Here is an 18,458-nt window from a genome sequence, read left to right as displayed (position 1 = left end):
TGAGGTTCTTTTTAGAATAGAGAATTAAACTGCCTTATTTAACATGCTGCTTTAATTTTTGATAAGTCTCTTGGTATAAATCGAAGTCAATATAATCGGCCTGATCTAAAGTCAGCTGCTGAATACTTTTTACTGAAAGATTATTCTGGGTAGTGTCTTTATATGCACGCGCCAGTACTGTTGCGGCTGCTTTCAGAAAGGGACGGCTAGCTGGCTCAACTTCATATTCCTCATCAAAACGCTGTATATAATACTGAATAAAGAGAGCTTGGGGCTGTTTGTACTGGCTTGCCAGCTTGTTCCAGTTTTGACGGTCTTCAGCACCTGTAATCACTTCCGAGACCATTTTGTCTACGCTCTTACCCAAGACCTCATCAAACTGGATACTTTCCTTGAGCTGATGTTTTTCCTGCAAGATTTTAATTTTTGCCAGTTCTTGTGTATCTGGTGTGTTCTGATCAGCGTCCTGATAACGATACGCATAAACCTGAGAAATTTCTTGTAATGCCTGCGGACTGTAATTCTTCAGCAGTTCTGGCTGTTGAACTGCCAGTTCCATCAGGAAAACAGTCTGATAAGTTTGCTGGTAAGAGTGAGTACGTGCGTAAGTCTTTTCTGCCAGCTTATGTACCTGCTGCTCAAAATCAGGCATTTCATTATGAGTATTGGTTCTGGATGACTCGTCTTCTCCCATAGAGCGCCCCAGTCCTTTAATCAGGTTTTCAAACATTGAGCCTTTACTGACTTCCTCAATCGACTTGGCATTACGCAACTGGGCACGGTCAATTTTGGTAGCATTACCATAATTTAAAATATCCATGTCAGCTTTTACATCCAGTACACCATATTTTTGTGTTGTGTACTGCAAGCCATATTTAATCTGTACTACCCGGCCCTGCTGGTCTAGTCCAACATCCACCTGTAATGGTGTCTGCCGATGAAGCCCCTTCATTGCCTGCTGTATATCGGATTGGTGATTCATCCATAAACCGGTAAATTCCTCAGCTGTAGTCAACTGCTGTTTTTCATAAGGGGTAAATACCTTCTGTAAATTCAGCAAAGCTTCATTGAGACTATAAAGTGTTCCCTTATCTTTTACATTTTTTTGAAAAGCATCTAAACCATACTCATTTCGGCAAGCATTCAGCTGCCCCATAGCAATCTGCTGAGGCTGTTGAAGCAATGTTTGACATTCCTCTTTGGTTAGGTAACCGCTCGCTTCCTCTTCAGCCGCTATATACGTCTGCTCTTTAGCAGTATCTAAATGACCAGAATCTTCTGCCAGTTGGGCTGCATCTCTACAGTCCTTATGGCTGTCTGCTATGCAACTGGTTTCAACAGCACTGTCTGTTTCCATATCAGGATGTTGTAACTGGTTCAAGTGCTCATTAACCAACTGGGTTAATAATACACGTGACTGGTAAGCTTCTGTTTCGGCGCTACCACCTGTTTCAGAAGATAAAATATCCAGTTCTACCTTGTGTGAAAAGTCATCCTTTTCTCTAGCAGCATCGGTTGCTATTTGATTATCTTTAGACTGTACTGGCATACCTAAGACGGTATGAGATAAGTACTCTTTGTTGAGCTGACTAAACAGACTTGATTGTAAAGAAATGGCTTCAAGAGTGGTATCTAACCGGACTTTCTCAACCAGGCCTTGTTGACGGTCTTGAGCCGTTAGAGCGAGCGAATGTATCTGTTGCGGCTCTGCTAGCAAGTAAGCGACTGCATTCATCTGCTTAATGTACTCAGCCAGTTCTTGCAGGTTTACTTTATTGATATCACTTTTATATTTGGAAAAGTCAATATAGGCAAAGCTGCTCTGACTGTCTTGATTGACCAGATAAGGCATAAGCGCAAAATAATTGCTATAGAACTTATAATCTTTAAAGTCCACGACCATTGGAATTTTGGCTTGTACCAGCAGAGTCGGTTTTTTATAGGTTGCCGTTAGATTAAGAGATGCCAGTTTCTGGCGATAATGTACCGAACCAGCATAATCAAACTGAATATTACTCAGCAGATTTAACGCCCAAACATCAAACTGGCGCCCGGAAGCTGTACTCACTGCTCTATAACGATCAGCTTCCTTGTCCATCGCCTGATAAAGTTGCTGCTTTTGTTGTGTTGTAAGAGAAATATGCTGTTTCTTTAAAAACTGGTCAATCTGCTTTTGCAATGTGTGGTCGAACCGATCCGATTTCTTCTGTTCCTCCTGAGTTTTAGTTATATCTTGTAACGCAGATGCTTTTACTAAGAATTGGCCCCGATAATCATAGCTCGAGGTTTCAAGCATGGAATTAAGACCATGTATCGCGCGCTGTCCAGCACTTTTAGCAGCATCCGGACTGGTTTTAATGACATGCTGTGTACACGCCCCCAGACTTAAACCTAACAGGCACAAGGTTAAATATTGTAATTTCATGAGGTTTTTCTAAACACCTTATTTATTTATAATTTAAACTAAAAAAACTGCAAATTAATCTGTACAGATAATCCGGCTTATTTTAACAAGCTCAAGTCCTTTTAAGATTGGCAATTGTGCTTAGATTAGCTTTTCTGACATTTTAATTTTGCTGTCATATCAATGTATTTTTATAGAATTTATGAATAATTGAATACATACACCAGATAATCCAAAACAATTTCTAGATTAGGATTAAGACCCATGCCAGCATATAAAGCTCCCCTTCGTGATACACGCTTCTTGATGAACGAAGTTTTTGATTATCCAGCCCATTACCAGACTTTATCCAATGGTGAACTGGCTGATAGTGATACCGTCGACATGATTCTAGAAGGTGCAGCAGATTACTGTGAAAATGTAATTTCCCCCCTGTATCAAACCGGCGATGATGAAGGCTGTCACTGGAACAACGGTGAAGTCACTACCCCTAAAGGCTATAAAGAAGCATATGACCAGTTTGTACAAAGCGGCTGGCAGGGATTGTCTTATCCGGAGCAGTATGGTGGACAGGGTCTCCCTATGTCACTCAATCTGATCAAGTCGGAAATGATGGGCACAGCCAACTGGGCGTTTACCATGTATCCAGGTTTAAGCATGGGTTGCATGAATACTATTTTGCAATTCGGGACTGAAGAGCAGAAAGATATTTATATGCCACCTCTGGTTGCAGGTACCTGGTCAGGGACCATGTGTTTGACTGAGCCCCAATGCGGTACTGATCTGGGTCAATTAAAGACTAAAGCTGAACCTCAGGCTGATGGTACCTATAAAATAACCGGTACCAAAATCTTTATTTCTGCGGGTGAACATGACCTGACTGAAAATATTGTACACATCGTGCTTGCTCGTCTGCCAGATGCACCTGCGGGTACAAAAGGTATTTCACTGTTCATCGTACCGAAGTTCCTCCCAACTGCTGAAGGAAATGTCGGTGAGCGCAATGCAGTGAACTGCGGTTCAATTGAGCACAAGATGGGTATCAAGGCCTCTGCAACAGCAGTACTCAACTTTGATAATGCTACCGGTTATCTGATTGGTGAACAAAATAAAGGGCTGCATGCCATGTTTACCTTTATGAATACTGCCCGGATCGGGACAGCAGTTCAGGGTATTGCACATGCTGAACTTTCATTCCAGGGCGCACTGCCTTATGCCAAAGAGCGCATGTCAATGCGTGCCCTGTCCGGTAAAAAAGATCCGGAAAAAGTTGCTGATGCGATTATTCATCATGCTGATGTACGCCGTATGCTACTAACACAAAAAGCTATTGCCGAAGGTGGCCGTGCCATGATTTATCATGCTGCACAGCTTGCCGATAAAATGACAGATGCACTGGCCCGCGGTGACAATGCTGAATATGAAGAATACGATGATAAACTCGGTTTTTATACGCCTATTTTAAAAGGCTTTCTGACCGAACTTGGTCTTGAAGCAGCTAACCACGGTATGCAGGTTTTTGGTGGTCATGGTTATATCAAAGAATGGGGTATGGAGCAGATCGTTCGTGATGCACGGATTGCCACCTTGTATGAAGGTACAACCGGTGTGCAAGCACTGGATTTGATTGGCCGTAAAGTTTTGCTGTCTTCTAAAGGTAAAGTCGTTCGTGATTATACCGCTGAAATTTTAAAATTCAGTGGCCGTCATGCACGCAACAAATATATGCGCCGTTTTGCCTGGGACCTGACTAAAATCTGTGCTCAGTGGAATGCTCTTACTGTACGTATCATGCTGGCTGCACGTAAAGACCGGGATATTGTTTCAAGTGCCTCTTTTGATTATCTCATGTTCTCTGGATACGCCATGATGGCTTATTTCTGGGCCCAGCAGGCTGCAGTGGCTTCAGAAAAACTTGAATCGGGTGAAGGTAAAGAAACTCCTGAATTCTATAAAGCTAAAATCAAGGTTGCAGACTTCTATTTCGAGCGTATGCTGCCACGTGCACAAGGCCATGCTGAAGCCATGGTGAATCCTTCACGTACCATGACTTCTCTGGCAGCCGAACATTTCAGCTTTGACTACTAAGCTCATCATTTCAATATAAGTTATTCTTTAAAAAGAGCGCTTAGGCGCTCTTTTTAACTTCAGACTATTATTGATTCTAAATTATTCCAAGTCTTAAAACTCTACTGCATCTTTGACCAGTTTATAGGGCTGTTCAGGTAATGGATGCTGCTGTATAAAAGTCTGTATTACCCGCTGATCATTAGCATGCAAGGTCTTATAGAGATTCATGACCAGATTCTGCTTGGGATCAACACGATAATAAAAATTGACCCCTTCAGCGAGGTGCACAATAATTTCATTCTTAGCCTGATCAACAGACCAGTGATCTTTGCGATAAAAACGGCGCTGCGCTATATCAGGCCTGTCTACGCCAGGTTGCACCCGGCCAAATGTAGCGATCATACGGTGGGCACTGCCATCAGGCAGCAAATTTAAAATATATTCTGCCCTTCCTTTGCCACAATTTACAAAAGCATCCTGACAGGGAACTTGCGTATAGTAACGTCCTGCATACTGTAAATTTGTACTGCGTACTTCTTCATTCTGCTCATTTTGCAGTACTGGCAAAGACGCACGGCCTGCAACCTCAGTCAGTTTTCGGCCTGTCACCAAACTTTCATCAGTATAATTTATATTATTCAAAGAAGGGAGCTGACCCTGACTTAGAGGTGAGCTTTCCCGTGTTTCTGACTGTGAGAGATCACAGCCACCCATCAATGCGCCTAATAACACAATGGTACAGACTCTGGCTAGAACAGGCATTTTTCTATTCATCACTCACTTGTTGGTCCGACGACATTCGGCTTATACAGGCCAATAAATGTATTTTCAATACACTTTTATCATTAAAATCAGGCGTTTCAATACCATTGTCGCTCAAGTTAAATTAAATACTCAAAAGAGTAGAGAAGGCATACCAATAAAAATAAAGTCGACTTCCTGAGTTGGAAATAACTTTAAGGGTATTTTAGTGGTCAAATTATAGAAATTTGAACTCCTGCTTACATAACTTAACCAAGTTACTGAACATACGTCTTTAAAAGGTATTCATTCATCACTATATAAATATTGAGGGTAATGATTGTTTCGTTATCAGATTTATTTTTTACAGCGAGGAGACTTTGATGTCAGATTCTGGCTTATATCGTTCTAACCGACAAAACATGATTGCCGGCGTAATGGGCGGTATTGCAGAACGTTTTGGCTGGAATGCCAATCTGCTGCGCATCATTTTTGTCTTGATCTCGATTATGAGTGCAGCTTTTCCTGGAATTCTGGTTTATCTGATTTTATGGCTATTGATGCCTAAACGTGATTATCGTCTGGATGCACCGCCACAAAATTATCAGCAGCCAGTACGTACTGTTTATGATGAACATAAGGTGAAACGCTAAATAGCTCTCCTCTCTAACCAGTTTGGTCGCTACGGTTGTGCCCCTAGACAGCCGTAGCCTTTTTATTTATCTATAAATTATGGTTTCTGGCGCAAATGCAGAATTTCTTGCTGCATGGCTGCAATCATATCTGCCCGGCTAATAATTCCAATTAGCTGTTCTGCTTCAACTACAGGTATATAGTTAAAAGATTTCTCTACAAAATAGGGCACCAAATCTTGAATTGGCTGTTCAGGGTGAACTGTCACCACCTTACGGTTCATAATCTGTTTTACCAGATACTCCCATGATGCCCGGTAATCTGCACCGCGCTTAAACCACTCGACCACATCATATAACGCAAGTGTACCCACCAAATGCTCTGAGGCATTCACTACGGGCAGACTCATTAAATTGACCTGTTTGAACTTGTCTAAGGCTTTATGAATATCATCGTTTTCATGCAGCACAATGACGTCACGGCTCATAATATCACGACAGTGATAGTATAAAACTATACGTTCATTTGCCCGTTCTTGGGCTTCTAGAATAATTTTTTCCAAGTCATACTGACTGATATCAAGAAGCTCGGTCTGATGCTCAAGTGCCTGCTGGATATCCTGTGGCTGAATGGTCACCTTCTGGGTAGGCGTCGGGTCTTTGGAACGCTCATTTACCTGCCGTGGATGAGGATAATGCCTCCCTAACAGACGATTAAAAAAAATAGCAAAACCCAGCAATAAAACCGAATTTAGTAACACGGGATAAAATAAAAAATGATAACCTAGATGATGTATACCCTCGCCACCCAAAACTGCCGTAATTGCTACAGCTCCGCTAGGCGGATGTAATGAATCTGTAGTCATCATCAAGAAAATAGATAGGCCAACGGCCAAGCTAAACGCAGAAGTAAGATCAGGAATCCATAAAGCGCAACTGACACCAATTAAGCCGGCGATGGTATTGCCCACCACCATGTTCCAGGGCTGCGCCAGTGGACTGGCCGGCACTGCAAATAATAAAACTGAGGAAGCACCCATGGGCGCAATATACCAGGCATTGATTCCGCCCAGTGCATACCAGCTAATAATTGATGAAATCGCCAGTCCCAGCAGAGCGCCACAACCACAGAGTAAGCGCTCTTTTAAAGGCAGCGTTTTAAAATTAGGTTTAAGGGTGTCTAGCCAAAACTGTGAATTACTCACTGCACAACCTGTTCTTGTTAGATAAAAAACAGGGCGAGTATACGCCTAAGCCTTATTAAGGTGCATTGATTTTATATCTTTACAATATTGGTTTTTTTGTAATGCAGTCACAACGCTTCTTAGCGTTACTTAACTTTTCTCAGCTTTATACTTACTTTGCTCTGTTATTTACTCATAATTGATCAGGGATTAATCAAGACTGGATGATATGAACAATAAAATCTATAACAATACAGCTTTAATACGCTCTTTGCTTCTGGCACCGATACCAAGCCTGCTGGTGATTTTAATTTTCTCGGCAGCCGCCAATGGTGCAGGCCAGTTATCCTCTGTAGTCAGTATTCTGTTTGTAGCTGTCATGATTTATGCAGTTTACTGTATTTTAGCATTACCGTTTGCTTATGGCTTATCTCAGCTTATACAACTCAAATTTCATCTAAATCTGGGAATTATTTTAGTTGGCTCTATAAGTGTATGGTTAATTATGCTGACTTTGTTGCAGCTCATACTCAATCATCATATTTCGATGGGCTGGGAACTTTATTTGAGCGGTGGCTATTATATGATGGCTTTATTGACCGGATTCTTTTACTGGTTGCTACTTAAATATTTTGATTCACAACCTGCCCCAGCAATTGCACATTTTAACAAGTTAAAAACCTACTGATGAATAGTTGAAGGACAGGAATTTCGCTATAGCTGAATCAGGTTTTATACTGGTTTATTTTCTAGAATCCAGGTTTAAATACCTGTTTGGTGGAATTTTATCTGTATAAAAAAGCTGAACTGATTTTAATAATAAGCCTGGTCTGACTTGAAAATTCTGCTTTAACTCATGATTCGCACTCTTAAATAGAATTCTTTGCCACTCCCCTGCAAATTCCCTATACTTAGGGACAATTTTTTCTCATATTCTAGTGGATGCTACATGAGTCGCGCCATATCACATATTGATACATTTCAAGGCTTAATTCTTGCCTTACAAAATTACTGGGCCGAGCAAGGCTGCGTCGTATTACAACCTTACGACATGGAAATGGGTGCAGGTACTTTCCACACTGCGACTTTTCTGCGTGCATTAGGCCCTGAAACCTGGAATGCGGCTTATGTCCAGCCATCACGCCGTCCTAAAGATGGACGTTACGGTGAGAATCCAAACCGTTTACAGCATTATTACCAGTTCCAGGTAGTGCTGAAGCCTAATCCGGATAATATCCAGCAGCTTTATCTGGATTCATTAAAAGCTATTGGTATTGATACGCTAACCCATGATATCCGTTTTGTAGAAGACAACTGGGAATCTCCAACACTTGGCGCTTGGGGCTTGGGCTGGGAAGTCTGGCTGAACGGTATGGAAGTGACACAGTTTACCTATTTCCAGCAGGTTGGTGGCGTAGAGTGCTATCCGGTTACAGGTGAAATTACTTACGGTCTTGAGCGTCTGGCCATGTACCTGCAAGGTGTAGACTCGGTTTATGATCTGGTCTGGACCAAAGGCCAGTTTGGTACGGTCACTTACGGCGATGTGTTTCACCAGAATGAAGTAGAACAGTCCACTTATAACTTCGAATATGCGCCAGTTGAAAAACTATTTGAACTATTTGATTTTTACGAAACTGAAGCCAGCCGTTTAATGGAAGCAGAACTTCCACTACCGGCATACGAACAGGTGATCAAAGCTTCACATAGCTTTAACCTGCTTGATGCACGTGGTGCGATTTCTGTGACTGAACGTCAGCGCTATATTTTGCGTGTACGTACACTGGCCCGTGCCATTGCACAGAGTTATGTACAGGCCCGTGCCAAACTAGGCTTCCCGATGGCCGAGCCTCATCTGCGTGATGAAGTCTTGGCCCAGCTTAAAGCTCAAGCGGAAAATGATGCTGCTCAGGCAGAAAAATCAGCGGAGAACAAATAATGTCTAAACATACAGTTTTATTTGAACTTGGCTGTGAAGAACTTCCTCCAAAAAGCCTGAAAACCCTACGAGATGCCTTACAGGCAGAAACAGTAAAAGGTTTAAAAGATGCTGGTCTGGCCTTTGATTCAATCGAAGCTTATGCTGCCCCACGTCGTTTAGCCCTTAAAATTGTGAGTGTCGATGGTGCACAAGCAGATACACAGAAGCGTTTTGATGGTCCTGCGGTTCAAGCGGCTTATGACGCTGAAGGCAAACCAACCAAAGCTTTAGAAGGCTTTATGCGTGGTCAGGGTATCAGTATTGATCAAGTATCAACATTCCAGGCAGGTAAAGTTGAAAAGGTCTGCTACTTAAAAGATGTAAAAGGTCAGAGTCTGGATGTATTACTGCCACAAATCCTGCAAACTGCTTTAGATCATCTGCCTGTGGCAAAACGTATGCGCTCAGCAGCCAGCCGTACTGAATTTGTACGGCCAGTCAAATGGGTAGTATTACTAAAAGATGATCAGGTCATTGATGCTACTATTCAGGACCATACAGCCGGTAATGTAACCTATGGTCACCGGTTCCATGCACCAGACGCAATTACACTTGCAAATGCTGATGCCTACCTGGATGCACTGCGTGCAGCTAAAGTCGTAGCTTCATTTGAAGAACGTCAAGCCATTATTGACCAGCAGGTAAAAGCTCTCGCTGATGAAGTTAATGCAATTGCCATTGTACCGGCTGACTTGCGTGATGAAGTAACTTCACTGGTAGAATGGCCGGTGGCTCTGCGTGCCAGCTTTGAAGAGCGTTTTCTTGCCGTTCCACAAGAAGCACTAATCACGACCATGCAGGATAACCAGAAATACTTCTGTCTGGTCAACAGCGACCACAAGCTTCAGCCTTATTTTATTACCGTATCGAATATTGAGTCAAAAGACCCGAAGCAGATTATTGAAGGTAATGAAAAAGTTGTTCGTCCACGTCTGTCAGATGCCGAGTTCTTCTTTTTGCAGGATCAGAAACAGCCGCTGGCTTCACGTTCAGAAAAACTGGCTAACATGGTATTTCAGGCACAGCTTGGCACCTTATGGGACAAGACTGTACGTATCGCAATGCTGGCTGTGGAACTGACCAAGTTTACAGGTGCACAGGTTGCCGATGCTGAAAGAGCCGCCATGCTGTCTAAATGCGACCTGACTTCCGAGCTGGTAGGTGAATTCCCTGAGCTTCAAGGGATTGCAGGGACATACTATGCCCGACTTGAGGGTGAAAACGATGAAGTCGCTGAAGCGCTTGGCGAGCAGTATCTGCCAAAATTTGCAGGTGATGTTTTACCAAAAACCAAAACAGGCACTACGATTGCACTGTCCGACCGTCTGGATACACTGGTAGGTATTTTTGGGATTGGGCAGGCTCCTACAGGTTCAAAGGACCCGTTTGCACTTCGCCGTTCGGCAATTGGTATCTTGCGTCTGATTATTGAAAATAATCTTGATGTAACGATTGAAGCACTGGTGAACTCTGCCCTGCATGCCTATGGCGCGCTGATTACTGATCCGAATAAAACCCGTAGTGATGCAGTTGCCTTCCTTGAAGGCCGTTACCGGGCCAAATATGAAGACCAAGGTGTTCAGGTAGATGTCATTCAGGCAGTCCAGGCGATGTCACCTGCTTCTCCGCTTGACTTTGACAAGCGTGTTAATGCCGTTAACCATTTCCGCAATTTGCCTGAAGCTGCTGCGCTTGCTGCTGCCAATAAACGTGTAGCCAATATTCTGGCGAAAGAAGCTGCACCTGAAGGTTTAGTAGTTGAAGCGAGCCTGATTGAAGATGCCGAAAAAGCATTGTTCGCTGAACTTGCGAAAATTACGCCTGTGGTTGAGCCATTATTTGCTGCCAAAGACTACACTGCTGCGTTGTCTGCACTTGCTGCTCTTCGTGCGCCAGTCGATGCGTTCTTTGACGGCGTAATGGTCATGGCTGATGATAGCGAGCTAAAAGCAAACCGTTTACGTTTGCTAGCTCAGCTGCGTGACTTGTTTACCAAAGTAGCTGATATTTCGGTGTTGCAGCACTAAGCTTTAATTAGTTGAAAAGTCTATAGAACCCCGCTATAAGTTAGTGGGGTTTTTATTTTTTTAAATATAATGAAATTATCACAATCGCAAAAAGTTGTAGAATTTTTAAAATCTTACCCAAATCAAAAATTTACATCGCGTGAAATAGCTGAGGCTATTATTCAGCTTTTTCCTGAAGATTACGAACAAAAAAGATTAAATCATCGATTTGAATCAAATTCAGATTTTGTACAACAAATTGTTCGTGAAATTAGTAGTAATGCAAAAACTAGTATTTTAAAGGTATCGCCGCATATTCATATACGTGATCAACCTCGTCCAAGACAATTCTGGTTTGATCCTAATTCAACATATGAATTAACACGGGAAATTAATACTATTTTTAATTCTGAAAATATTGATGCTGAAGTTCACTTACCTATTATTAGATTAGATCATTTATCTGAACATGATCTTTATCCAATTCTTATTGAGTTTTTAAATTCTGAAGTTAATCTAAACTGCCTTAGAATTGATGAGAAACGTTCAAAAAATTCCCGTGGTCAGAATGGAAATCAATGGCTACATCCTGACGTTGTTGCTATGCAAGCATTAGATGACCGTTGGAATGAATTAATTAGAACCTGTGTAAAACATAGCTCTGGTCAAAATGTTCGTCTATGGTCTTTTGAAGTCAAGAAGGAACTAAATAGCAGTAATATTCGTAGTAGTTTTTTCCAGGCTGTGAGTAATTCAAGTTGGGCTAATGAAGGATATTTAGTCGCAACATCAATATCTACGAGTGAGGTTGAAGAAGAGCTTCGGATGCTTTCTGCCCTCCACGGTATCGGGGTAATACTTCTAATTCCTGAAAATCCAAGTGAAAGTGAAATTTTATTACCTGCTCGTCGTAGACCAGAGGTTGATTGGCAATCCATTAATCGAATATTAAATGAAAATTCTGATTTTAGAAATTTTATAGAACTTGTTTCTATTTACTATCAAACAGGCCGTATTCGTCCTCAAGATTGGAATAGATAATGTATGACTATAGGCATTTCACTATATATTTCATATACTCAAACTAACAACACTCAACAAGAAAGAATCATATGACATTTAAAACACTCATGTTGACGGGTCTTGCGAGTATCGCAGTTACAGCTTGTAGCTCAGCCCCGAAAATTCCTCAGCTTGATCTTGGCGTTTTACAGGAAGTACAAAATCTTGAAGTTGTTCCGGCAACTACCAATAACAAGGCAAAACTGACCAAATTCCTTGATAAATGCGTGATTGAATTTACAGGTGATATTGGTGAAAACCGTGTTGTGGAGCAGTGGTCATTTAAAGGTATGGGATTAATGAATGCCGGTTCAGCCACATTCCAGCGTGATGGCACCAGCAAAGCAGAAAAATTTAACCTGCATGATGCGAATGTTCAAAAGAACTTTGTTACCCTGCGCGATCATTTTGCCAAAGAAGCGCTAGATCAATGTAACTAGCAAACTCGCCCTTTTTATAAAAGATAGGGCGTCCTCTATGACGTTGCTGCATAAATCGCTGTATAACCCTCTATATCTTTTTTAAATTAAAATAATTATAAGATACTGCAATATTCTTCTTTAGCGATTCTTCACAGGATATTCATTGTTTTTAAAACATCATCCGCTACACTAAAAAATTCAGACCGCTCTTTAACAAATTCGAGGTCGATTCTTAATGAATATTAAAACTCCAATACTTTTGCTCATCGCTCTTATGGGCGCTGTACCACTCCTCACCCAGGCGAATTCTACTCAGACCTCTTCACAGATTACTAAACCGGTCACACCTTATGGTGAGAACCCAAATCTGCTGCATGTATTTGCCTATAAAGCACAAGAAGGCGTAGTCAATACTGCGGAGAAAGTGGGAAAGGTGACTGAAAAAAGTATCGCCAGAATTAAGCCAGATGTCGACCGCGCCTGGAACAACACCAAATCTGTTGCCTCAGATACTATTCAAAAGGTAGATCAGGGAACACAGCAGGCAGCTCAACAAGCTAACCAGAGAATCCAGAGCTCCCGAGAAGCATGGGGTGGTACACCGCAACAACCGGCGCCTATTATTCAGCAGCCTCTAAGCCAGTCATCGACAGCTACCCAAACTACAGCGCCCTTACAACCCCATTCAGGTGCTACAAGCTATGCAATCACAGAACTTTAAACTTGCGTGGGGTTAAATAAATATATTGAGCTAACACGTTTCTTTAAATGCTTAACAGGCTTACACAATATTTGAGCAAAATATTAAGAGATTAGGATTATGCAACGCCCATGCTTTGGAATGGGCTGGCTGGTTAAAACTCTTTACTAATTGACCTGCCGGATAGGCTGGCCTCGTTTAAAGGCTTCAGTATTTTCAGCAAGCTGCTCTAGCATACGCTGTCGCGCCTGAACACTTCCCCAAGCAGAATGCGGTGTAATAATCAGATTTGGAATATCCTCATTCAGTAAAATATTACCCTGTTTAGGTGGCTCAACGGTGAGTACATCGCTGGCAGCTCCGGCGATTTCACCATTTTTTAAGGCTTGGGCCAATGCTGTCTCATTCACCAGTCCACCACGTGCACAGTTAATGAGAAAGGCGGTAGGTTTCATCTGTTGCAGCTCTGCTGCTCCAATCAGGTTTTGGGTCTGTTCGGTTAAAGGACAATGCAGGCTCAGAAAATCAACTTGCGGCAACAGCTCCTTTAATGGAATCCGATCAGGCCCCCCCGGACGGCACGGTAAAGAGGCAATCTTGACCTGCATGCCAAATGCCTCTGCCAGCCGGGCTACAGCCTGTCCAAGTTCGCCATACCCTACAATTCCTAAAGTCTTTCCAGCCAGTTCAACAATCGGAAAGTCGAGTAGACAGAACTGCTCGGCCTTGTTCCATGCACCGGTCCGCACCGCACGGTCATATTTTAAAAAGGAGGTTGCCAGACTCAGCATAAGCAATAAGGTATGCTGGGCAACAGCCGGTGTGCCATAGCCCTGACAGTTACAGACCACGATGTTATGCTCACGGGCCGCACTCAGATCTACATTATTGGTGCCGGTAGCAGAAATCAGAATCAGTTTTAACCTGGGAAGCTGACGAATCAGTTCGGCATTTACTCTGACTTTATTGGTAATAATGACATCGGCATTCTGTACACGTTCCAGAATTTCATCTGGTGCAGTAACTGCATGTAAAGTCAGCTGGTCAAACTGCTGTTGAAGACGGCTGATCTCCAGATCATTTTGGTTCAGTGAATTAAAGTCTAGAAATACGGCTTTCATTGGATTCATCTCCTGCGACTCTACTCTATTTAAACAGCTCGTCCATGTTTATTCCAGAGCAGTACAAGAGATGATCCTTAGCCTACAGTTTTAGTGTTAAATTTCAGGTGACAGCAATTTGCGTTTTTTAATCACTGGTTTGTGCTGATGGCTTTTATAAAATTGCCAGGCCTCTTTTAAGACATATAGCGCGAAAGTCAGCACTACCATGACTCCCAGACCAAAAACCAGATGCGGTGTATGTACTGCACCCGCATGAGCGAAGCCAGGGAATAAAAATATTAAGCTAAACAGCAAAGATGGATCAACATTCACATCTACACTCCTTATCTTTTTTCTTTAAATTTAGGTATTTACAAAAAACCTATTACTGAATCCCGACTATAGCCCACATACAGAATAAAGCAAGTTTGTAAGATCAGGTAACTTTCCTATTTAAATTCCAGCTATTTACAGACCCAAAAAAGCCGGGCTAAACAATGAAGGCTTAGCCCGGCTAACAGGTTAATCTGGCCTTTAGACCACCACAAATTTCTCTGTATTTTGAACGTGCTCTATAGAAAAATGGCAATTGCCATATTCATCACAGCTCAGGTTCAGGTTTTTATAACTGAGTACATAAAAATCCGGATATTTTTTTAGAACAATCGGACTCATGTCTGGAGAAAGTGCATCCTGCTCTTTTACCAGCCGCATAATACGGCGGTCATTCATTACCACCATATAGCGCTCATTGTTCAGATCAACACTGAGCAGACCAGTTTCTTTCGCCTGTAGAGAGATCAGATACTTGTTATTGAGACTAATTGCATCCTGACTATAGCTTTCCAGCTTCTGTGTAATTAAATTAAATACTAGATAGGCCTGATGGCAGTCCTGCAACAGGCTGCGCTGCTCCTGATCATGGGGCATGTTGACTTTAATACCCAGCTTCAACAGGTCCTGCTCATTTACCTGCTTGTTGGTCAGCAAGGTTCGGGTAATCAGCTGCTTTAATTGAGCATCCAGATATTGCCCGTCGAGCTGGAATTCACCATTTTTCAGGATTTTTCCAAGTTTAGCGCTGTGTTTTGGCAGGAACCTGGCAATAACATTACGGTAATAGAATTTACTGTTCTTTTTAACCTCACGCACCTGTTTATAAAAATATTGCTGGTCCCATTCATGTGAAATAAAGTCATTTAGCAGGGTCGAGCTGGCCAGTACAGCCAAGGCATCATGGCCGGTAAACGGTAAATGAATAGTATGCAGTTGCGGAATTAGGGGCTGAATCTTTGAATAATGTTCATGATCAGCTTCAAAATACGGGTCATAAACCAGAATATATTCACTATCTGGCGCAATATCAGAGCGTTCAATCCGCATATTGGCATTCAGGTCAGCATCAAAGAACTCGCTATAACGGCGGTCATTGACTTCATCTGGATTAATGGAGTATTGCGGAACAAAAGCAATGACCCGGTTCATGCCAAGCAAGCGAGAATATTTTATCGCAGCATAACCACCCATTGAGCCGCCATATCCAGCTACATAGTCGAACTGCGCTAAAATAGGCTGTATCTGTTCCAGCATGGCCTGCATACTGGCTGCCGGAAACCATGATTTCCGCTTGGGCATGACACCAATAACGTTGTAGTCATATTTAGAAAGAGATTTCTCGGCATTAATTGACATACCATTAGCTTTGGTAATTAAATCACCAAAGGAAAAAACCAGTTCACGAGAATGTCCTTTTAGAAAAATTACCCGGATATCGTCGTCTTCAAAAACTATCTGCTTGTCCATTCGCCTATGAGGCACCGTAGCGCCTACACTTCTCCTATAAAAATGAAAACAATAAGGCCTTTGCCTGAGCCAATTTGCTCAGTATCTTATTTTATCGAGGTCACTCAAATTAAAAAGCGCAAAATATGACACATTCACTACATCCTGCCGCACAAAAAGGCTTTAGTCAGGCTGCCCGACTTTATCAGGAGGTACGGCCCAGCTATCCTAAACAGGTAATTGATTGGCTAAGGAATGACCTGAATTTAAGTCAATCGTCGTATGTTGTCGATCTGGGCGCAGGTACAGGCAAATTTTTACCATATTTACAGGCTTTAACTTCTCATATTACTGCGGTTGAACCTGTTGCAGAAATGCTCGCAGAACTGGAAAAACGTTATCCGGGCGTTGTCGCATTACCGGGCACCGCACAGCATTTACCTTTAGGGAATGAGAGTCAGGATGCCGTACTTTGTGCACAATCTTTTCACTGGTTTGCTGATATTCAGAGCCTGAATGAAATTTATGAGGTGCTTAAACCGGCAGGTTATCTGGGACTGGTCTGGAACCAGCGTGATATTGAAGTTGAATGGGTGCATGCCTTAGCTGAGCTGATTGCACCATTTGAAGGAACTACTCCACGCTATCATAGTGGTCACTGGAAAGAAGTTTTTGATAACCAGTTTCTGTTTCAGCTGGAAAAGGTCAAGGTTTTATCACAAGTACAAAAAGGTACGGTAGAACAGGTGGTATCCAAACGTTTACTGTCGACCAGCTTTATTGCAGCCATGTCAGAGTCTCAACAGCGGACCCTAAAACAGCAGTTTGAAGAAACCGTCCGGCACTATACTAACAAGCAACCTCAGGATGAAATTGAATTTCCATATGTAACTTATGCTTATAGCTTTAAAAAAGTCAGTTATAAATAACTGAAAAAATCATGTTTAAAATGAGGGAGTACATATGAATAAAACAGCCCGTCTCGCTTTACCTCTGATGTTCTGTTCAGGCCTCTTACTGGGCGGCTGCCAAAAGGAAAACCAGGAAACTGGTGATCTTTCGCAGCAACAGCAGGAAGATGCAGAAGTCATGAAACAGCTGGAAACGCCTCCAGTTAAACAATTTCCGGCTACTCCGAATGATGCTCACGATATTCAGCTACTGGAAGACTATGAAAGCCGTTTTTTAGCCATGAGTGACGAACTGGAGGAAGAACTTGGTAAAATGCGTCAGGAAGACTCGCTCACTGAAGAATTTGAGCAGCAGCGCAAACGCGAGCATATTCAGTCAGCACGTAATATGTTGCGTGAACTGGACTTAAAAACTGAGCAGGGTCGCTATATTCAGGGATTACATGCAGAATACTGGGATAATCAGGCTAAATTACTTGAACAGCAACCTGAACAGAAAGGTAATAACAATCAGGTACAGGGCTTAGGCGATTATTTACATGCGCAAGAGCAATTGAAGCACTGGAAAAACCAGCAGCAAACTGCCAGCAAACAATCACAGCCACCATTTTCTGAACCTGCAAAACAGCAGTAAAAGGCAGAGCTAAAATATATAATTCTTGGTAATTATACCTTTGAAACTCGAAAACATATACCCAGCTGCATTATTCTGAAGTCGGGTATATGTTGCCTAGATTAAACTTCTTTTATTTAATTTCGTAACAACTTTAAATTTAACTTCTGACTTTCTCGATCCATTGAATCGAGTTTACTCGAAATAACTCACAAGCCCCTTCTCCCAAATCAGTTGGAGTAAGTGATGAGGTCCAGACCAAATCTTTATCCTTCACTTCAACCAACTCGCCATGTAAACGGACCAGATCACCCCGTTTCACTTTCTTAATTTCTTGGGCAATTTTAGGATTAGCTGGAATAATATGCATATTTGATACCATTTGCATGGCCTGTTTCGGTGGTACCGGGAGCTTGTCTATTTTCCAGTTCAGGAAACGGTCATACTGGTTCACACTGATACGCCGGGCAATTTCCGGCTCGGCAAACATTCCCCAACTGACTGCATAATCAATTGGGGAAAATTTGGCTTGTTCATCATGAGTATAGATTTTTGAACCTAATATACGGAAATCACCAGCGAAAGGTTTAAGTACTGCAATAGACTGATCTTTTACAGCAGGTGCCAATCCTTTAGCAATATTATATTCAGCAGAGGTCGATGCACTGGCCTGTCCTACCCATAAGCCCAGTAATACACTACATATTAAGCGTTTTGACATCAATTTCCCCCTGTAATCAGCGTGTTTCTTAACTCTATATTAGAAGAAGAAAATATGAAAAGAGTATCAAATTTTAGTAACAATCAGCATGGTTTAGGTTTGATTTTGTCTTGACTCTATTTGTTT

The 18,458-nt window shown here is 42.1% G+C and carries 17 protein-coding genes; 10 read left to right on the top strand and 7 right to left on the bottom strand.

From position 1 onward, the window contains the following. Positions 1-34 precede the first annotated feature (34 nt). Positions 35-2,425 (bottom strand): hypothetical protein, encoded by a 2,391-nt coding sequence (locus B3R63_RS13395; RefSeq protein ID WP_286731858.1) that lies wholly within the window; start codon positions 2,423-2,425, stop codon positions 35-37. 243 nt (positions 2,426-2,668) lie between these two features. Between B3R63_RS13395 and B3R63_RS13390 the strand changes: the two genes are divergently transcribed. Beyond that, positions 2,669-4,492: an acyl-CoA dehydrogenase C-terminal domain-containing protein gene (locus B3R63_RS13390; RefSeq protein ID WP_286731855.1), complete on the top strand. Its 1,824-nt coding sequence runs from the start codon at positions 2,669-2,671 to the stop codon at positions 4,490-4,492. A 93-nt stretch (positions 4,493-4,585) separates the two neighbouring features. Here B3R63_RS13390 and B3R63_RS13385 read toward each other — a convergent pair whose 3' ends face one another. Next, positions 4,586-5,248 carry a hypothetical protein gene (locus B3R63_RS13385; RefSeq protein ID WP_227499304.1) on the bottom strand — a complete coding sequence of 221 codons (663 nt, stop codon included), beginning with the start codon at positions 5,246-5,248 and terminating at the stop codon, positions 4,586-4,588. A 350-nt stretch (positions 5,249-5,598) separates the two neighbouring features. Between B3R63_RS13385 and B3R63_RS13380 the strand changes: the two genes are divergently transcribed. After that, positions 5,599-5,868, top strand: coding sequence for a PspC domain-containing protein (locus tag B3R63_RS13380; protein WP_151828691.1), 270 nt, complete (start codon positions 5,599-5,601; stop codon positions 5,866-5,868). A 77-nt stretch (positions 5,869-5,945) separates the two neighbouring features. On the opposite strand, the gene B3R63_RS13375 is transcribed toward B3R63_RS13380, so the two are convergent. Continuing rightward, positions 5,946-7,052, bottom strand: coding sequence for an HPP family protein (locus tag B3R63_RS13375; RefSeq protein WP_286731851.1), 1,107 nt, complete (start codon positions 7,050-7,052; stop codon positions 5,946-5,948). Positions 7,053-7,260: 208 nt separating this feature from the next. Between B3R63_RS13375 and B3R63_RS13370 the strand changes: the two genes are divergently transcribed. The 6 genes from B3R63_RS13370 (at position 7,261) to B3R63_RS13345 (ending at position 13,223) form a co-directional block, all read left to right on the top strand. Further along, positions 7,261-7,719 (top strand): hypothetical protein, encoded by a 459-nt coding sequence (locus tag B3R63_RS13370; RefSeq protein ID WP_286731847.1) that lies wholly within the window; start codon positions 7,261-7,263, stop codon positions 7,717-7,719. A gap of 261 nt (positions 7,720-7,980) precedes the next feature. Further along, positions 7,981-8,970, top strand: a complete 990-nt coding sequence (gene glyQ / locus B3R63_RS13365; RefSeq protein ID WP_005018241.1) for a glycine--tRNA ligase subunit alpha — start codon at positions 7,981-7,983, stop codon at positions 8,968-8,970. Beyond that, positions 8,970-11,039: a glycine--tRNA ligase subunit beta gene (gene glyS, locus B3R63_RS13360; protein ID WP_286731844.1), complete on the top strand. Its 2,070-nt coding sequence runs from the start codon at positions 8,970-8,972 to the stop codon at positions 11,037-11,039. Before glyQ ends, glyS begins: the two co-directional genes overlap by 1 nt. A gap of 66 nt (positions 11,040-11,105) precedes the next feature. After that, positions 11,106-12,059: a COG2958 family protein gene (locus B3R63_RS13355; protein ID WP_414630845.1), complete on the top strand. Its 954-nt coding sequence runs from the start codon at positions 11,106-11,108 to the stop codon at positions 12,057-12,059. A gap of 71 nt (positions 12,060-12,130) precedes the next feature. Beyond that, complete coding sequence (locus B3R63_RS13350) at positions 12,131-12,520, top strand: hypothetical protein (protein ID WP_034682882.1); 390 nt, start codon at positions 12,131-12,133, stop codon at positions 12,518-12,520. A 217-nt stretch (positions 12,521-12,737) separates the two neighbouring features. Further along, positions 12,738-13,223: a hypothetical protein gene (locus B3R63_RS13345; protein ID WP_286731839.1), complete on the top strand. Its 486-nt coding sequence runs from the start codon at positions 12,738-12,740 to the stop codon at positions 13,221-13,223. A gap of 146 nt (positions 13,224-13,369) precedes the next feature. On the opposite strand, the gene B3R63_RS13340 is transcribed toward B3R63_RS13345, so the two are convergent. The 3 genes from B3R63_RS13340 to B3R63_RS13330 form a co-directional block, all read right to left on the bottom strand. Further along, on the bottom strand, positions 13,370-14,323 hold the full coding sequence (locus tag B3R63_RS13340) for a 2-hydroxyacid dehydrogenase (RefSeq protein ID WP_286731837.1): 954 nt from the start codon (positions 14,321-14,323) through the stop codon (positions 13,370-13,372). Positions 14,324-14,419: 96 nt separating this feature from the next. Beyond that, positions 14,420-14,638, bottom strand: a complete 219-nt coding sequence (locus B3R63_RS13335) for a hypothetical protein (RefSeq protein ID WP_286731835.1) — start codon at positions 14,636-14,638, stop codon at positions 14,420-14,422. 201 nt (positions 14,639-14,839) lie between these two features. Further along, entirely contained in the window at positions 14,840-16,108 is a 1,269-nt protein-coding gene (locus B3R63_RS13330) for a hypothetical protein (protein ID WP_286731833.1), read from the bottom strand. 125 nt (positions 16,109-16,233) lie between these two features. Here B3R63_RS13330 and B3R63_RS13325 point away from each other — a divergent pair, with 125 nt between their 5' ends. Both B3R63_RS13325 and B3R63_RS13320 read left to right on the top strand, forming a co-directional pair. Then, positions 16,234-17,016 (top strand): class I SAM-dependent methyltransferase, encoded by a 783-nt coding sequence (locus tag B3R63_RS13325; protein ID WP_286731831.1) that lies wholly within the window; start codon positions 16,234-16,236, stop codon positions 17,014-17,016. A 34-nt stretch (positions 17,017-17,050) separates the two neighbouring features. Further along, complete coding sequence (locus tag B3R63_RS13320; RefSeq protein ID WP_286731829.1) at positions 17,051-17,632, top strand: hypothetical protein; 582 nt, start codon at positions 17,051-17,053, stop codon at positions 17,630-17,632. A gap of 139 nt (positions 17,633-17,771) precedes the next feature. Here the strand turns inward: B3R63_RS13320 and B3R63_RS13315 are convergent, their stop codons facing one another. Next, positions 17,772-18,332, bottom strand: coding sequence for a hypothetical protein (locus tag B3R63_RS13315; protein WP_005018223.1), 561 nt, complete (start codon positions 18,330-18,332; stop codon positions 17,772-17,774). Positions 18,333-18,458 lie beyond the last annotated feature (126 nt).

The sequence above is a fragment of the Acinetobacter sp. UBA1297 genome (assembly GCF_002307755.1).
In the GTDB taxonomy this organism is placed as follows: Bacteria; Pseudomonadota; Gammaproteobacteria; order Pseudomonadales; family Moraxellaceae; genus Acinetobacter; species Acinetobacter radioresistens.
This window is presented reverse-complemented; position numbering and strand designations above follow the sequence as displayed.